The sequence below is a fragment of the Pedobacter sp. AK017 genome (assembly GCF_014200825.1).
GTDB lineage: Bacteria > Bacteroidota > Bacteroidia > Sphingobacteriales > Sphingobacteriaceae > Pedobacter > Pedobacter heparinus.
The window spans coordinates 135,755-152,321 of sequence record NZ_JACHCW010000010.1 but is presented as its reverse complement, the minus strand read 5'-3'; the positions used below and the strand labels follow the sequence as shown (position 1 = coordinate 152,321).

Here is a 16,567-nt window from a genome sequence, read left to right as displayed (position 1 = left end):
GGCATGAATAAAGAAGTTGCTGTCATTTTCGACATGGATGGTGTGATCTGCCATACCAATCCCTATCATTCCCTCGCTTTCCGTACATTTTTTTCAGGCCATAACCTTAACCCTACCGACGAGGAATTTGCACAGCATATGTACGGCAAAAGCAACAGCTACATTCTCAGTCATTTTTTTAAAAGACCTGTATCCGGAGATGAACTTTCGCAAATGGAACAGGAAAAAGAAGGCTTGTTCAGAAAAATTTATGAACCACATATAGAACCCATTGCAGGAATTGTAGCCTTCATAGCTGATTTAGCTCAGAATGGGGTAAAACTTGGTGTAGCAACCTCTGCCCCCTATGCCAATCTGGAGCTGATCCTTGGTAAGATCGACATCCGCGAACAGCTCGGCTCTATCCTGGCCAGCGAAGATGTTAAAAAACACAAACCCGATCCTGAAGTATACTTAAGTTCTGCCAAAAACCTGGGTGTTTTACCAGAAAACTGCCTCGTTTTTGAAGATTCCTTTTCCGGCGTTTCTGCCGCATTAAATGCGGGCATGAAAGTAGTTGGCGTACTCAGTTCACATTCCAAAGCAGAACTTCCCCCATGCAGCTTATACATCGAAGATTATACGGACCTGTCTTATGACAAGATCAGCAATCTGTTTAAATAGCTATACCTTTACGTTATGGAAAATGAAAACAGAAACCCTTATGTTCAATTTAACGGACAGATTTTGCAGGATTGGAAAGCCAATGGCGTAAGTTACATTAAACTGGTTGAACTGGATACAGACCTGCCCGTTAAGTTTTTTGAACTGATTCCCAATTCTGAAATTCCAGATGCCGGAGAAACCATCTACCATATTGATGCTGAAGACATCACCGAATTGCTTGAACCAATAAAAGGAGTAAAGTTTCTAGTGCATGAAATTTACCTGGAAGAAGAATGACCACCAAAGACCTAAACCCCGAAATTTTAAAAACCAAACAACATTTTGAGATCCTTGACGGATTAAGGGGTATAGCTGCCCTGGCCGTTGTGTTTTTCCATTTTATGGAAGTGGCTTATCGCCCTGAAAAGAACTTTATTGCACATGGTTTCCTGGCGGTCGACTTCTTTTTCTGCCTGTCGGGATTTGTGATTGCTTATGCCTATGACGACCGGATCGGAAAAATGGGAATCAAGGAGTTTTTTAAGTCCAGGCTGATCAGGCTACACCCCCTGGTGATCTTCGGTTCGGTTTTAGGTTTACTGGCATTTCTGTTCGACCCTTTTGGCGGTAGCCCGGAACTCTATAGCACAGGAAAAATTTTCCTGATTTTTCTGTGTTCCATCCTGCTCATTCCCTACCCTGTAATTACCGAACGTTTTTTTAACCTGTTCGGCTTAAATGCCCCTGCCTGGTCCTTATTCTGGGAGTACATAGCCAATATTGTTTATGCCTTTATTCTTTGCAGGCTCAGCCGCCGCTATCTGCTGATACTCACCATACTTGCTGCAGTAATGCTTTGTTTTGTGAGCCATCGTGCCGGTGGTTCTTTAATGGGCGGATGGGCAGGCGAAAATTTCTGGGATGGGGGTGCAAGAATTTCCTATTCCTTTTTAGCGGGAATGCTCGTCTACCGCTCCAATTGGATCATTAAATCAAAACTCGGTTTTGCAGGCCTTTCGGTACTGTTGTTGCTCGCTTTTCTCCTGCCATTTAACCAATGGAACTGGTTAAATGAACCCATGGTGGTAATACTTTATTTCCCTTTACTGGTTGCCCTGGGTGCAGGTGCAAACCTTAAAGCAAGCCTTAAAAAATTGTGTGCATTCTTCGGAAAAATATCTTATCCGCTGTACATGACATATTATGCAGCCATATGGATGTTCTTCAACTATTACACCAGTCACAAACCCGGAACACCACAATTAACACTCGTTATTGCAGCGGGGATGATTCTTTTGCTTGGATTTGCCTATCTGGTGATGGTAGTTTATGATACTCCTGTCAGGAAATATTTAACGAGTAAAAGGAAACCAGCTTAAGCAATCCGGACCACTAACTTTCCGCGCACGCCATGGGCCTCTATCTCCTGGTGGGCCTGGACGATACTTTCCATTGGCCAAACTTTTTCAACCGATACTTTTAATTGGCCGGCTGCCAGCAAGTCCGAGATTTCCTGTAATTGTTCCTTTTTAGGCTCCATCATAAACCATATTAACGATACCCCACGCTCCTGTGCATACTGAATGGCCTTAGGATCGTCTTTTGTAGATGAGGGTAAACAGACAACTGTTCCGCCGGGCTTAACACACTGAATGGACCGGTACAAAATTTCGCCACCCATGGTATCTAATACTGCATCAAGATCTTTCACAACCTCTTCAAACCGCTCATTTTTATAATCAATTGCCTGATCTGCACCAAGACTTTTTATAAAACCGATATTCCTGCCTGAAGCTGTCCCGCTAACAACAGCACCCGCTATCCTGGCCAACTGTACAGCCAGATGGCCAACGCCACCGGCTGCAGACTGGACTAAAACATGCTGTCCGGACCTGATTTTAAGGTGCTCATGAATGGCCTGATAGGCCGTAAGTGCGGCCAAAGAAACTGCCGCAGCTTCTTCAAAAGTAATATTTTCCGGTTTTTTTACAATGAGGTTAGGGCTGGCAGCCACGTACTCGGCATAAGTTTGAGCTGCACAGCCAAAAACAGCGTCCCCTACCTTAAATCCCTGCACATTTTTACCGGTCAGCTCAATTACCCCACTTACATCCTTACCTAAAACTGCTGGCAGCTGAAGTGTTTTAGAAGATCTGTGTGCTCCGGATCTGATCTTTGTATCCACAGGATTAATCCCTGCAGCTTTTACCCTGATCAATACCTGATCGTCGATGATCTGAGGTTTCTCTATTTCGGAAATCTCCAGTTTATCCGCAGCTCCAAACTCTTTTATAACAATTGCTTTCATAAATCTTCCTGTCTAATTTTTCCCTATGGCAAAATACTAAAAACTGCGGGCTTATTTCACCCGCAGTTCTGAAATCAGACAATTCCTTCTACGCCGATTTGCGCTCTTGCCTGTTTGGCAGCTGCCACCATGTTTTCCAGTGCAGCTTTGGTTTCCGGCCATTTACGTGTTTTAAGTCCGCAATCCGGGTTTACCCAAAGGTTACGCACAGGCAGCAAATCCGCTGCTTTTGCCAAAAGTGACGCCATTTCTTCTATACCTGGCACACGTGGTGAGTGGATATCGTATACCCCAGGACCTATTTCATTCGGATACTCAAAATGGGCAAAGGCTTGCAGCAGTTCCATCTGAGAACGCGAAGTTTCAATGGTGATCACATCGGCATCCATAGCCGCGATATGTTCAATGATGTTATTGAACTCGCTATAGCACATGTGCGTATGGATCTGTGTTTTATCCTGTACGCCACTGGCAGTAATGCGGAAAGCTTTCACTGCCCAGTCCAGGTAATGCGGGTGCTTTGCCTTTCTCAATGGCAGTCCCTCACGGATAGCTGCCTCATCGATCTGGATAATCCCGATACCAGCTTCTTCCAAAGCTACAACCTCATCGCGGATGGCAAAAGCGATCTGGTTGGTAGTTATATCTCTAGGCTGATCGTCGCGCACAAATGACCATTGCAAAATTGTTACCGGACCGGTCAGCATACCTTTCATTGGTTTGTCAGTCTGGGCAGCAGCAAATTTGCTCCAGCGTACCGTCATGTCTGCCGGACGGCTCACATCACCATAAATAACAGGTGGTTTTACACAACGGCTGCCATAACTCTGCACCCATCCGTTTTTGGTAAACAGGAAACCATCCAGCTGCTCGCCGAAATATTCTACCATGTCATTGCGCTCAAACTCGCCATGTACCAGTACGTCCAGACCAATTTCTTCCTGCCAACGGATGGCCTCAACAGTTGCCTGCGCTATCGCCTGATCATATTGTTCCTGGCTTAAGTCACCTTTTTTGAATTTCGCACGCAATTGACGGATATCATCAGTTTGGGGGAATGAACCGATGGTAGTTGTTGGGAATGCAGGAAAATTAAAACGCTCCTGGTGTAAGCGCTGGCGTACAGGAAATGCACTTTGACGGGTCGCGTCAGCATCACTGATTGTCGCAATACGGTTTTTAACATCTTGTTTGTGCACCTTTTTTGAGTTACGCCTGCTTTCGATGGCGGCTTTGTTGGCTTCCAGTAAAGTCGTATTGCCTTCGGCAATCTGGCGGATTTCGTTTACTTCAGTCAATTTTTGTTTGGCAAATGCCATCCAGTTTTTGATCTCAGGATCAATTGCCGTTTCCAGATCCAGATCGATCGGGCTATGCAATAATGAGCAGGAAGGTGCGATGATCAGCCTGTCTGCTCCAAGTTTTTCAATAGCCTTATTGATCAGGCTTAAAGACTTTTCATAGTCGTTCTTCCAAACATTGCGTCCGTCTACTACACCCAAAGAAAGTTGCAGGCTGTCCGGAATCAGTGCAAGCACTTCATCCAGTTGCTCAGGTGCACGTACCAAATCTATATGAAGTGCAGTAACAGGAAGGCTTAGGGCCAGTCCGGTGTTGTCCAGCAAGGCTTCAAAATAGGTAGCAAGCAATATTTTAACACTACTTACACGATTGGATATAGCACGGTAAGCATAATCAAATGCTTCTTTCTCTTTTTTCGAAAGGTCGAGTACCAGGCAGGGCTCGTCCAGCTGGATCCATTTAGCGCCCTGTTGTCTAAGGCGATTGATGATGTCCACATATACAGGCACCAATTTTTTAATCAGGTCTATGCGTTCAAATCCCTGTTCCTTTTCTTTGCCTTGTAAAAGGTAGCTTACAGGACCTAAAAGTACTGGCTTGGCCTTTTCACCGAGCTGCAGCTTTGCCGTATTGTATTCGCTAAAAATGTTCTCATTAAAAATCCTGAACTCCTGATTAGCGGTAAATTCCGGCACGATATAATGGTAGTTGGTATCCAGCCATTTGGTCATTTCCATAGCGGTAATGTCCAGACCATCTTTCTGATAGCCACGGGCCATAGCAAAATAAAGGTCAATTTCATTATTGGTCTTTACCTTTGAAAGTACCGGCGAATATCGCTGAGGAATAACGCCCAACAGCAGGCTGGTATCCAATACCTGGTCGTAAAAGCTAAAATCATTACAAGGGATCAGGTCAATCCCTGCATCGAGTTGGGTCTGCCAGTTATCCTGCTTGATTTTACGGGCAATCCCGTTTAGTTCATCCTGACCAATTTTACCGGCCCAATACTGTTCACAGGCTTTTTTTAGTTGTCTTTGGTTACCAATTCGCGGGTAGCCGAGATTTTGTGTTAACATTTTTTAAAAGATTTAATTAGAACTTCAAATTGCTTTTTCGCGAAAGCATTACTGACAGTGGACATTATTCCGACGGACTAAATTCCTTACAAATGTATATATGAAGATTATAAATCTTAACAAACTAAATAAATAAGCATAAATAACTTTTTTAACAATAAAATAAAGCATAATATGCTTTTAAGTTGTTACTTTTACGATGATTAAGGAAAATTATGCTAATGGAAGAATTGGATGAAACAGATTTGTTGCTGCTGAAGATATTGGGCGACAATTCAAACTACACGGTTAAAGAGCTTGCCGCTAAGGTAAACCTCTCCACATCACCTGTTTTTGAGCGGATAAAAAGACTGGAAAGCACAGGCTATATCAAAAAGTATATAGCCATACTTGATGCTGAAAAATTTAACCAGGGATTTATTGTTTTTTGTAACATAAAACTCAAACAGCACGACAGAAAAATAGGTCATAAGTTTGTAGAAGATATTTTAAAGATCGATGAAGTAGTAGAGTGTTACAATATTTCCGGCGATTTTGACTTTATATTAAAGGTTTACGCAAAGGATATGAAGCACTACCAGGACTTCGTTTTCAACAAACTGGGATCTGTTAAAAGTATAGGAAGTACCCACAGTACTTTTGCCATGGCAGAGATTAAGAATTCCTATAACATTAATTTTTAAAAGGGTACACGATCGGCCGGGACAATCTTTGGACGTAGTTACCATATAGTTGCCTCATACTTGCTTCAATTGTGGGTATGTTAAATAGGCTACCTTATTACGTTACATCATTCTTTGGCAACAAGATTCCGGAAATTTATAACGCTCTGGGCCACATCCTGACTATTGCTTTGCCAGTTGTACTCGTACTCTGCAGAAATAGCCCCTTTAAAATTTTGCCTTTTCAACTCAGCAATTACACCAGCTATATTGCCGACACCTTCTCCCCAGTGTACATCATGTCCAGCCTTTCCTTTGATGTTAAGGTCTTTCATATGGGAATGCAGCACATGGCCTTCCAGTTTCTTAAGACAATCAACCGGATCCAGCCCCGAACGTACCCAATGGCCTATATCAGCACATGCCCCAATACGTTTGCTCTGGCCTTTAATGGCATTCAATATAACATCAGGATTCCAATAATGCGAGGGATTGGGATGGTTGTGAATGGCCAGATTGATCAGATATTTGTCAGTCAATTTTGAAAGCAAGGGCATATATTGTTCATTTGGCTCAGATGTTATGGTTTCAATACCCATTGCTTTACAGAAATCAAATAGTTTAATCCATTCGTCCTCGCTTTTTGGGCTAACCACACCAAATGCTATAATTTTTACATGGTTTGCTTTCAGCATTTCCAAAACTGCTTTCCTTTTAGCCTCATCCATATCCGGCCCCATTTTCCCTTCAATACCCCCACCAATCTGCTGACCAGCAAATGCTTCCACATAGCTTAATTTACAGCTGTCAATTTTTTTTAAGGCTTGAGCAAAAGTATACAGCTTAAAGGTATAGGCCTGCGCACCGAGTTTCCAACCCAATTTAGCTTCCGGATTATTTTTAGACACCGAAGCCGTATTGCCTGATTTTATACTTTTACAATTGCTCAAAATCAATATTAAACTTATTCCTGTAAGGACTTTAATGCCTATTTTCATAATTTGGTTATACGATGCAAAATTAATTTCTGAAAAATAGCAATAATTTATTGCTATATACATTTTAAATTCCAGGCTATAGTGCCTGGATTTCTTCAATTGAAAGCTTAGTGATTTTAGCAATAAATTCTGTAGCTAATCCTTCTTTTTTAAGTTCAAGAGCAATTTCCATTGCTTCTTCATAACGACCTTTAATTTCTCCTCTACGATATAAAATGTCTTTTTCTTCTTTAAATATTTTTCCTACCAGTGCCATATCTTTAATTGCTTTTTTATTTAAATTACGTAATTGCAAAAGTATCCGTAGCTGCCTAAAATAACGCCCTTGTTCTAATGTAGAAGTATGGGTTTCTATTTCCTGAACAACCTGTGCCAATACACTTTCTGTGCTTTCTGATGCTAAATTACTTAAAATTGCCAGCATTTTCTCCTCAACCAAATCTGATTTTAAGAACAGTTTATAGTTTACAGCAGAGAGCTCTGTTAAGTTGTAGCGGAATCGGAAATCCTTAGTTGTGATAGAAGTGGCCATATTTGCTTTGGCAGGGCCAATGTAAATTACGAACTGTTTAACGGGCAACTTATGTTTTCTTTGCAACATGATGCTATACTCTGCCATACGAAAAGCCATTTCCGGATAATTATCCGTTTGGTATTCTACATGCAGCACATATCTGTTGCCCTTGTTATCCCTAACCTTCTTTAGTAAATCTGTTTTTCTTTCTTTGGTAAATTGTACATCATCGGCAAGTTCTTCAACAGTATTGACGTTTAAATGAAGGACGTGTTTAATTATACCAGGTAGGGTATTGTGCATGTTTTCCCTAAAAATCTTGTCGTATTTGCTTCCTTGTACAGGGTGGTTGATTTCTTCCGGCATTTTAAGTTTTTGATAATACAAAGCTACGCTGGAGAAAGTTGAGGAACATACCTTGACCGAAATTCAGCTAAATTCACGGTTTTTAGCAGAGATGACGCAATAAAATATGTTTTGAACTTAAGTTGACTATGGAGAACCGAATGTTGTTTGGCAGTCTCAGTTTTATTCTGAATATCAAGGTGATATAAAACTCGCACCATTGGTGCGAGAAATTAGCTGGAGTAAGCATCGTATAATTTTAAGCAAGTGTAAAGACAACTAGCAGCGTGAATTCTACATCAAAGCCACCAAAACGGAGAAGGAGCTGGAGATGTTTGTAATCAGTGAGGTAGATGAGTAATGTTTTTCAGCAACATTAAAATAGTTGTCCAATAAATTTAAAATTTATATATTTTATCAATGAAAATACTTATCAAATATTGGTTTATATTATTAATCTTCTCAGTCACTACCCAGAGTGCCGTTTCCCAGTCTAAAAATGACCGCTATGTCAAGATCACCACTCGTTATGGTGAGTACATTGTAAGATTGTATAATGAAACTCCGATCCATAAAGATAATTTTCTGAAACTTGTAAAGGCTAAATACTTCGACAAAACGACCTTCAACAGGGTGATCAAGGGATTTGTAATACAAGGTGGTGATACAGATGCACAATATGTGAACAAAGAAACCCTGGGGCCTTTGCAAAAGTGGCTACCAGCAGAGTTTCATGATTCTCTTTTTCATAAAAGAGGTGTATTGGCAATGGGGAGGGATGATAATCGGGAGAAGGCTTCTTTCAGTACACAGTTCTATATTGTAGACGGGAAAACATGGACAGATAAAGAGTTGGATGAGGTAGAAAAAAAAGCGCTATCTGGATATAAAATACCTGCAAGGCAAAGGGAGATTTACAAGACTATAGGCGGCACGCCTTTTTTAGACCACAACTATACGGTTTTTGGAGAGATCGTAAAGGGCAGTGAGCTAATAGATAAACTAGTGGCAGTAAAGATATCAAAAGATGACAGTCCTGCTGAGCCAATTGAGATGAAAATCACGGTGCTTAGAAAACCAGACTTAAGAAATTAACGCAATCAGCATCATCCAGCTTAACGCTCTCTATTATATCGTTTGACGGGTATTTGAACCTGGTTATGTATAGCTAATACCTTGTGTGTAACCGCTACACTAAGTGAATAATTACCGGATAGCTTGTATTTAGTTATTAAAATTATCGGTAAATTTACACTATAAGGGAAACCAATGACAACTTATAGTTCATATACTGACCAGGAACTCACCGCTTTTTTAAGGGAAGATGACGAGCATGCATATACGGAAATATACAGCCGTCACTGGAAGTTTTTGTTTCAGGCTGCTTACAAGGCCAATCGCAATAAGGAAGACAGTTATGATGTTTGTCAGAGTGTATTTCTTTGGATTTGGGAAAACAGGGCTCAAATCAGGCCGGCAACTAACCTGAAAGGTTATCTGTATACGGCTGCTAAATATAAGATCGCGAACATGATCAGGAATGGTAAGTACAGAGCGGGTCTGTTTGAAGATCTTGAAGTGCTAGATAAACGTAGCTATGAGACAAATGAACTGGAAATAAAGGAACTTGAAAACTTCATTTCACAGTTGATCGATGAGTTACCTGATAAATGCAGAGAGGTATTTCTGCTTAGCAGAACTGAACACCTTACCCATAAGCAGATAGCCGAGCGGCTGGGCATTGGTGAAAAGACTGTGGATGCGCATATTGCTAAGGCGCTTCAGAAATTGCGGGTGCCATTGGGCAGGTTGGCAAGTATTTTTTTGATGGTTTAGGCTTGTGTGTTTTGATATTCTTCTAAAGGTTTGTTCAAGAGCCTTTTGTCTGCCTTTTCTGAAACTGCTGTTGTAAACGCGAAAATTGGGGTCTTTCTAATTGATCGTGCGATTACAATAAAAATTGGATAGCGGTCAATTCCCGGCCTAGCCTTTGAACGCCTTGTAAAATGCGTTTGGTTTGATTCTGCGATGGCTTTTTGAAACCGTTGATGTATTGAGATAATAAACTTTGGCTCATTCCAATGCGTTGACTTAGCGCCTTTGCATTGATAACCTTGTAAAATTCAAAGAAACTTGGTAAATCTTCGCAACGTTTCCTTCAATTTGAACTGTTGCATTTTTTGCAGTGTTAGATCACTTCTTCAATAAAAAATTATTTCACTGATTTACAGTGATTTAAATATTATTTAACATTTTCTTTACGTCAGGAGTAGGTGTACTGCCACGTTCATGTGCTATGTATTATATAAGGCTAGAAATAAGATGACACAGCAAGAACTAAATGATTTGATTGATAAAGTAAATAACGGGACTGCGACCGATAAGGAACTGGGCTTGTATACAAGGTATCTCAATAACATCACTTCGGGTGATGAGGCCTGGGATGTACAAGAACTGGGTACTGAAGAAAGTGTTAAGAATGAGCTGCAAAACAGGATAGAATTGATCAGAAAGCCTGTTGGAGTTAAAAAAGTCAGCTTATGGCCTCGCATTATTGGCGTAGCTGCTGCGGTAGCAGTTATAGTTTTAGGCATATGGTTCTTCTCCCCTCCCCGTCATCTAGAAGGAAGCGCAGCGACGAGAAACCTAATAAACGATATAGCCCCTGGTAAAAATACCGCAACCCTTACCCTTGCCAATGGTAAAACTATAATCCTGAGTGATGTTAAAACCGGGGTAATTGTTGGTGCGAATAAGCTAAGCTACAATGATGGTACTGCGGTGGAACGAGAGGAGTCGGGCCAAGGCCGGGAGGACGTGGTAATGAGTACCCCACGTGGTGGAACCTACCAGATTACCCTACCCGATGGTAGCCGCGCCTGGTTAAACGCCGATACAAAAATTTCTTTCCCTTCACAATTTATTGGTAAGGAACGCAAAATTTTGTTAATAAATGGAGAGGTCTATTTTGAGGTGGCTAAAAATAAAGAAAAGCCTTTTATAGTAGTAACAGATAAACAAGAAGTAGAAGTACTGGGTACGCATTTTAATATCAGCAGCTATGCGGATGAAGCTGCAATTAAAACGACATTAATTGAAGGAAGTGTAAAGGTATCGTCGTTTGGACAGCGCACAACGCGGAGCGCGCCTGGCGAAGCCGTCATCTTACACCCCAACCAGCAATCCCTTGTTACAGATAACAAGGAGATAAAGGTAGTACCAGCAGACGTAAGCGAAGCAATTGCCTGGAAGAATGGGGATTTTGTATTTAAGGAAGAGCCGCTGGAAAGTATACTGCGCAGGGTAGCCAGATGGTATGATATAGATGTGGTGTACGAAGATCAGATTAATGAAAGGTTTACAGGTACCGTATCCAGAAATAAAAAGATAAGTGAGGTGCTTTATATGCTTGAAAGAGCTAAAGGGGTACATTTTAGGATAGAAGGAAAAAAAGTTACTGTTAGTAGGTAATGAGATAATTAACTGATTTATTCACCTTAAAAAAAAGCAGAAGGATGAGATTCTACGACATTGGTAATCCGTAAAAAGGATATCAAAAAATAACCAGACCTTATGGATAAGACCTGGTTAAAGCTGGCATAAGCCAATAAAAAATTATCAACTGTTTTAACCGCAGTAAACCTGTTCCGTGGAAAGAGTAAGGCAAACTGCATAGTACCAACCTAAACAAATGTACGATATTAAACCACGAAATGGTATGCCTATATGGCTATACCATAAAATATTGCTGATTATGCGACTAACCACCGTATTGCTAATGGCATCCCTGATACAGGTAAGTGCATCCACCCTGGCCCAGAAAATTACGCTGTCTGAAAAAAACGTCCCATTGGTAAAGGTATTTGAGCAGATCAGAGCGCAGAGCGGATTTGATTTTATGTTTAATTCTGCTACCCTTAAAGATGCAAAGCAGGTAACCATAACTGTTAAAAATGAAGAATTAAAGCAAGTACTGGACAAAATTTTTGATCGCCAGCCCTTGACCTATGAAATTGCCGGTAAATCTGTTATAGTTTCTAAAAGAGAACCATCCTTATTTGACAAGCTCGGTTCCGTCATCCAGAACATCGTGAGAGATTTTACTGTAAAGGGTCGTGTTACAGATCAGGATGGGAAATCACTCCCAAACGCAAGTATCCGAGTAAAAGGGAAAAATGCTGTTACGAATACTAACCAGAATGGAGAGTTTGAAGTTAAGGATGTAGCTGATGATGCGGTTTTACAGGTGAGTTATGTAGGATATAAGACCTTGGAGATTCCGGTTAAAGGGGCAGTGATGCCATTGGAGATTAAATTGAATGTGGCGACTGGGGAGTTGGAGGAGGTGAATGTGAGTTATAATACCGGCTACCAGACCTTACCTAAAGAAAGGGCAACTGGCTCCTTTACTATAATTGATAATAAAACACTGAACCAGCAGGCAGGAACAAATATTTTGAAAAGGCTGGAGGGGGTAACCAATGGACTTCAGTTTATAAATAAACAGGACCGGAACAAGAAATTGGGATTGGCCATTCGTGGTTTTAGTAGCATAAATGGTCCGCTTGACCCCTTAATCGTTTTAGACGGCTTTATATATGAAGGGAATATTGAAAATATAAATCCGAATGATGTTGAAAACATCACCATACTAAAAGATGCGGCAGCAGCATCGATTTGGGGTGCCCGGGCCGGAAATGGTGTTATTGTAATTAGTACGGTTAAAGGAAGGCTAAACCAAAAACTACAGATTAGAGCAAGTGCAAACGTTTTGGTAAGTGAAAAACCTGATCTGTATGCTATACCGCAATTATCCAGTCAAGACTATGTGTCTGTTGAAGAATTTCTATTTAATAAGGGGTATTTTAATAGCGCTATTGCTACTCCATATATGCCACTTACACCAGCAGTAGAGATTCTCAATAAACGGAAGCTTAAACTGATCTCAGCAGCTGATTCGGCAAAACTGATCCAGGAACTTGCGGCAACTGACAGCAGGAAAGATTACCTTAAATATTTTTATACTAAGGCCCTTACCCAGCAATATGCCACTAATATAAGAGGCGGTTCTACCAGTAATGCTTATACCTTTGCTGTTGGCTATGATAGGGTACTGGGACAAATCTATGAGCGATTTGACAAACTAAACATACGTCTGAACAATGTTTATCAACCATTTAAAAACCTAAGCATCAATACGGGCCTGTATTATACAAATACCAAAGGGACTTCAGGAAGGCTGAATAGTTTTCAAAGCATTGCCATCAATTCCAGAACTGTCCCTTACTTAAAGTTTGCGGATGAGAATGGTAATGCAATAGCTGTGAATTCAAAATATAGGGGAAGTTATACTGATACAGCAGGAGTAGGAAAACTTTTAGACTGGAAGTATTACCCGCTTGATGAACATAAATATACCGACAACAACGTTGCACTACAGGAATACAATGTAAACCTGGGGTTGCAATACCGGTTTTGGAAAGGATTTAATTTTGAGGCCACCTACCAATACCAGAAACAACAGATAGAAAGCAACAATATAAGTGGCGTAAACAGTTTTGCTGCCCGCGATTACATTAATACCTTTTCGCAGCTAAACCGTACAACGGGCGTAGTAAAATACAATGTACCTGTAGGCGATATCTTTCGTATAGGACTGGCTACGCTAAAATCGTATACCCTTAGGGGTCAGCTCAACTATAACGGAAGCTGGGGCATCCATGAACTGAACGGAATTTTAGGGGCAGAAAGCAGGGAAGCTATAAACACAGGCAACAGCTCTACATTGTATGGATATAAAGCTGATCCACTATCTTATGCTAATGTTGATTTTGTGAATTCTTTTCCAACCTTTGTTACTGGTGCTGCAAGAACTATAGATGGTACGCCGGTAATCACTGATCTGAATAACCGTGCTGCATCCCTGTATACCAATGTCGCCTACACGTTACTTGGCAAATACACCGCTTCTCTAAGTGCCAGAAAAGATGGGTCCAATATCTTTGGCGTTAATACCAATGATAAATGGAAGCCTTTGTGGAGTACGGGCCTGGCCTGGAAGGTCTCAAAAGAAGATTTTTTTAATTTTCCCTGGATGTCTTACCTTAACCTGCGGGCTACTTATGGTCATAGCGGTAATGTAGACCTGAGCCGCTCGGCCCTTGCCGTCGCGAGTTATGGAACCAATACCGTCAGCAACTTACCTTATGCCAGGGTATCTGTATTAAATAATCCGGAATTACGTTGGGAACAGGTTGCCATGTTCAATACAGGAATTGATTTTGCATTAAAGGGCGACCGGATTACCGGATCAGTTGAGTATTATAAAAAGAAAGGAACAGGCCTGTATGGGCCAGCACCATTTGATTATACTGCCGGAGGGAGCAATACTATTACTAAAAATGTAGCCAATATTAAAGGCGAGGGTGTAGAGGTTAGCCTAACAGCTACTCCTGTTGACAGGGAATTAAGATGGAGCACCAGCCTGATTTTCAATTATTCAGATACCAAAGTATCTGAATATTTTTCAGCCCAATCCAAACAGCTTTCTTCTGTGTTGGGTGGTGGCAATGTCATAACTCCGGTAATAGGTAAATCTTTGTATTCAATTGCAGCCTACAAATGGGGTGGCCTTGATGCGGCAGGCAGGCCACAAGGGTATTTAGACGGTAAAATCAGCATCGATTATCCACGCATAATTGACGAGGCAACACTTAAAGGTGCGGATGGAAATATTGTGTATGTGGGCTCTGCAGCGCCATTCTACACAGGCTCATTCATCAATTCCTTTTCTTTTCGGCAGATAACGCTGTCCTTTAACCTGAACTACAAATTTGATTATTATTTCAGGAGGCCGGCATTATCTTATACTGCATTGATTGCCGGTGGGCCCGGACATCCTGATTATGCAAAACGCTGGCAGCAGCCAGGCGATGAATTGCATACCAATGTGCCTGCTTTTATTTATCCCAATAATGCGCAAAGTACAGGCTTCTACCTGAACTCTGAAGTTAATGCACTAAAAGCCGATCATGTAAGGCTGCAATATGTATCCTTAAGCTATTCCCTCAATAAAGAACAGATGAAGAAACTACCATTCAGGGATATACAGCTTGGCCTGAATATGTCCAACTGCGGGATCATATGGCGCGCCAATAACGAGGCCCTTGACCCGGATAACGCGGGCCTTATACCTCCGGTAAAGGTTTATGCAATAGGTTTTACAGCTAATTTTTAATGGTTTAACAGGCATTACTAAATATTATAGATCATGTATCATTTAAATAGAAATGGAAGAGTCTTAAAGTCAGTTGGCTTTATACTAATTGTTATGCTAGGCTTCTCCTGCAAGAAATTTTTAGACGAAAAACCAGACAAAAAACTGGTAACACCAACAACACTGGCGGATTTGCAGGCTTTGCTTGACGATGCCACCATAATGAATATCGAAAAAACCAGTTCCTCAATTGAAGTGTCAGCAGATGATTATTTTTACCCATTTGCCAATTATAATGCCCTTGAAACAGAAGAACAGGGGCAATACCGCTGGCAGCAGATTGCTTATAACTATATAAACGACTGGAGTAACGGGTACCGTCCGGTTTACAATTCAAATTTATGCCTGGAGCTGCTCGGGAAAATTAACAAAGGACAGGCTGACGCTGCCAAATGGGACAATGTAAAGGGATCTGCATTGTTTTACAGGGCCTACTATTTCCTGAATTTAGTCTGGGCATTTTCAAAAGTATACAACGGGCAAACTATGGATAAGGACCTAGGCATTGTCCTCAGGTTAGTGTCAGATTATAATGTGCCATCGGTTAGGGTCAGTGTTAAGTCTTCTTATGAACGAATATTGTCAGATGCGAACGAATCGGTCAAATACCTGCCCAATTTACCACAACATGCCTACAGGCCATCAAAAGCAGCGGCTTACGGCTTGCTGGCCAGGACATACTTGTCTATGGGTAAATATGACAGCACTTATAAATACGCTAATCTTTGCCTGCAATTGAAAAGCGACTTAATGGATTATAATTCAGACCCATCGATAGCAGGTTTAACAAGCGGTACACCATTTGCAAAATTTAACAGCGAAACTATATTTTATTCTGAAATGAATTCTCAGTATGGGGCTATTGCTGCTTTCCGGGGGCGTGTAGATTCCGTTCTTTACGCATCGTATGCTACAGGTGATTTGAGGAAAATTGGATTTTTCCTCTCGGCGACCCCTTATCAGCGCTTTAAAGGCAGTTACTCCAAAAACCAAACGCTTTGGTTTAGCGGAATTGCAACCGACGAGATGTTCCTGACAAGGGCTGAGTGTTATGCCAGGATGGATAACAAAGATGGTGCTCTTGGCGATCTGAATACCTTACTTAAAAAAAGATGGGCAACAGGTACTTTCGTGCCTTTAACTGCTAACACAGCCGTGGAAGCACTGCAACTGGTATTGTTGGAACGAAGAAAGGAACTTTTATTTAGAGGGTTACGATGGATTGACATTAAGCGCTTAAACCGGGATGGGGCTAACCTAACATTAAAGCGGTTGATAAATGGGGTTGTCTATACCCTGCCGCCTGATGATAACCGGTATGCTTTACCGTTACCAAAAGATATTATTGATTTGACAGGGATGCCACAAAACCCGCAATAAGTAAAAGACCACATTTATGAGACCAATTATATTTTTCATCTGGCTGTTGTTTACAGGT

Annotated in this window: 13 protein-coding genes; 9 read left to right on the top strand and 4 right to left on the bottom strand. The window is 41.2% G+C overall.

The window, feature by feature from the left end; translation table 11 throughout:
- Positions 1-3: 3 nt before the first annotated feature.
- The 3 genes from HDC92_RS15750 to HDC92_RS15740 are packed head-to-tail and all read left to right on the top strand — an operon-like array spanning position 4 to position 2,024.
- Positions 4-663 (top strand): HAD family hydrolase, encoded by a 660-nt coding sequence (locus HDC92_RS15750; protein ID WP_015808939.1) that lies wholly within the window; start codon positions 4-6, stop codon positions 661-663.
- 15 nt (positions 664-678) lie between these two features.
- Complete coding sequence (locus HDC92_RS15745; protein ID WP_015808940.1) at positions 679-942, top strand: hypothetical protein; 264 nt, start codon at positions 679-681, stop codon at positions 940-942.
- Positions 939-2,024, top strand: a complete 1,086-nt coding sequence (locus HDC92_RS15740; RefSeq protein WP_183875872.1) for an acyltransferase family protein — start codon at positions 939-941, stop codon at positions 2,022-2,024. Before HDC92_RS15745 ends, HDC92_RS15740 begins: the two co-directional genes overlap by 4 nt.
- Here HDC92_RS15740 and HDC92_RS15735 read toward each other — a convergent pair.
- Positions 2,021-2,953 carry an NADP-dependent oxidoreductase gene (locus HDC92_RS15735; RefSeq protein WP_183875870.1) on the bottom strand — a complete coding sequence of 311 codons (933 nt, stop codon included), beginning with the start codon at positions 2,951-2,953 and terminating at the stop codon, positions 2,021-2,023. The two genes, HDC92_RS15740 and HDC92_RS15735, sit on opposite strands and share 4 nt — an antisense overlap.
- Before the next feature lie 74 nt (positions 2,954-3,027).
- Complete coding sequence (metE, locus tag HDC92_RS15730; RefSeq protein ID WP_183875868.1) at positions 3,028-5,334, bottom strand: 5-methyltetrahydropteroyltriglutamate--homocysteine S-methyltransferase; 2,307 nt, start codon at positions 5,332-5,334, stop codon at positions 3,028-3,030.
- A 221-nt stretch (positions 5,335-5,555) separates the two neighbouring features.
- On the opposite strand from metE, the gene HDC92_RS15725 reads away from it, so the two are divergent.
- Positions 5,556-6,017 carry an Lrp/AsnC family transcriptional regulator gene (locus HDC92_RS15725; RefSeq protein WP_015808944.1) on the top strand — a complete coding sequence of 154 codons (462 nt, stop codon included), beginning with the start codon at positions 5,556-5,558 and terminating at the stop codon, positions 6,015-6,017.
- Between the two features lie 107 nt (positions 6,018-6,124).
- On the opposite strand, the gene HDC92_RS15720 is transcribed toward HDC92_RS15725, so the two are convergent.
- Positions 6,125-6,994 (bottom strand): sugar phosphate isomerase/epimerase family protein, encoded by an 870-nt coding sequence (locus HDC92_RS15720; RefSeq protein WP_255484549.1) that lies wholly within the window; start codon positions 6,992-6,994, stop codon positions 6,125-6,127.
- A gap of 76 nt (positions 6,995-7,070) precedes the next feature.
- On the bottom strand, positions 7,071-7,874 hold the full coding sequence (locus HDC92_RS15715; RefSeq protein WP_183875865.1) for a hypothetical protein: 804 nt from the start codon (positions 7,872-7,874) through the stop codon (positions 7,071-7,073).
- Positions 7,875-8,273: 399 nt separating this feature from the next.
- Between HDC92_RS15715 and HDC92_RS15705 the strand changes: the two genes are divergently transcribed.
- From HDC92_RS15705 to HDC92_RS15685, 5 genes are all read left to right on the top strand, one after another.
- Positions 8,274-8,948: a peptidylprolyl isomerase gene (locus HDC92_RS15705; RefSeq protein ID WP_183875864.1), complete on the top strand. Its 675-nt coding sequence runs from the start codon at positions 8,274-8,276 to the stop codon at positions 8,946-8,948.
- Positions 8,949-9,122: 174 nt separating this feature from the next.
- Positions 9,123-9,689 carry an RNA polymerase sigma factor gene (locus tag HDC92_RS15700; RefSeq protein WP_183875863.1) on the top strand — a complete coding sequence of 189 codons (567 nt, stop codon included), beginning with the start codon at positions 9,123-9,125 and terminating at the stop codon, positions 9,687-9,689.
- A 486-nt stretch (positions 9,690-10,175) separates the two neighbouring features.
- Entirely contained in the window at positions 10,176-11,324 is a 1,149-nt protein-coding gene (locus tag HDC92_RS15695) for a FecR family protein (RefSeq protein ID WP_183875862.1), read from the top strand.
- Between the two features lie 220 nt (positions 11,325-11,544).
- The gene (locus HDC92_RS15690; RefSeq protein WP_183875861.1) at positions 11,545-15,090 is read left to right on the top strand and encodes a SusC/RagA family TonB-linked outer membrane protein; all 3,546 of its coding nucleotides are present in this window, start codon (positions 11,545-11,547) and stop codon (positions 15,088-15,090) included.
- A 33-nt stretch (positions 15,091-15,123) separates the two neighbouring features.
- Positions 15,124-16,509, top strand: coding sequence for a RagB/SusD family nutrient uptake outer membrane protein (locus tag HDC92_RS15685; RefSeq protein ID WP_183875860.1), 1,386 nt, complete (start codon positions 15,124-15,126; stop codon positions 16,507-16,509).
- Positions 16,510-16,567: the final 58 nt, after the last annotated feature.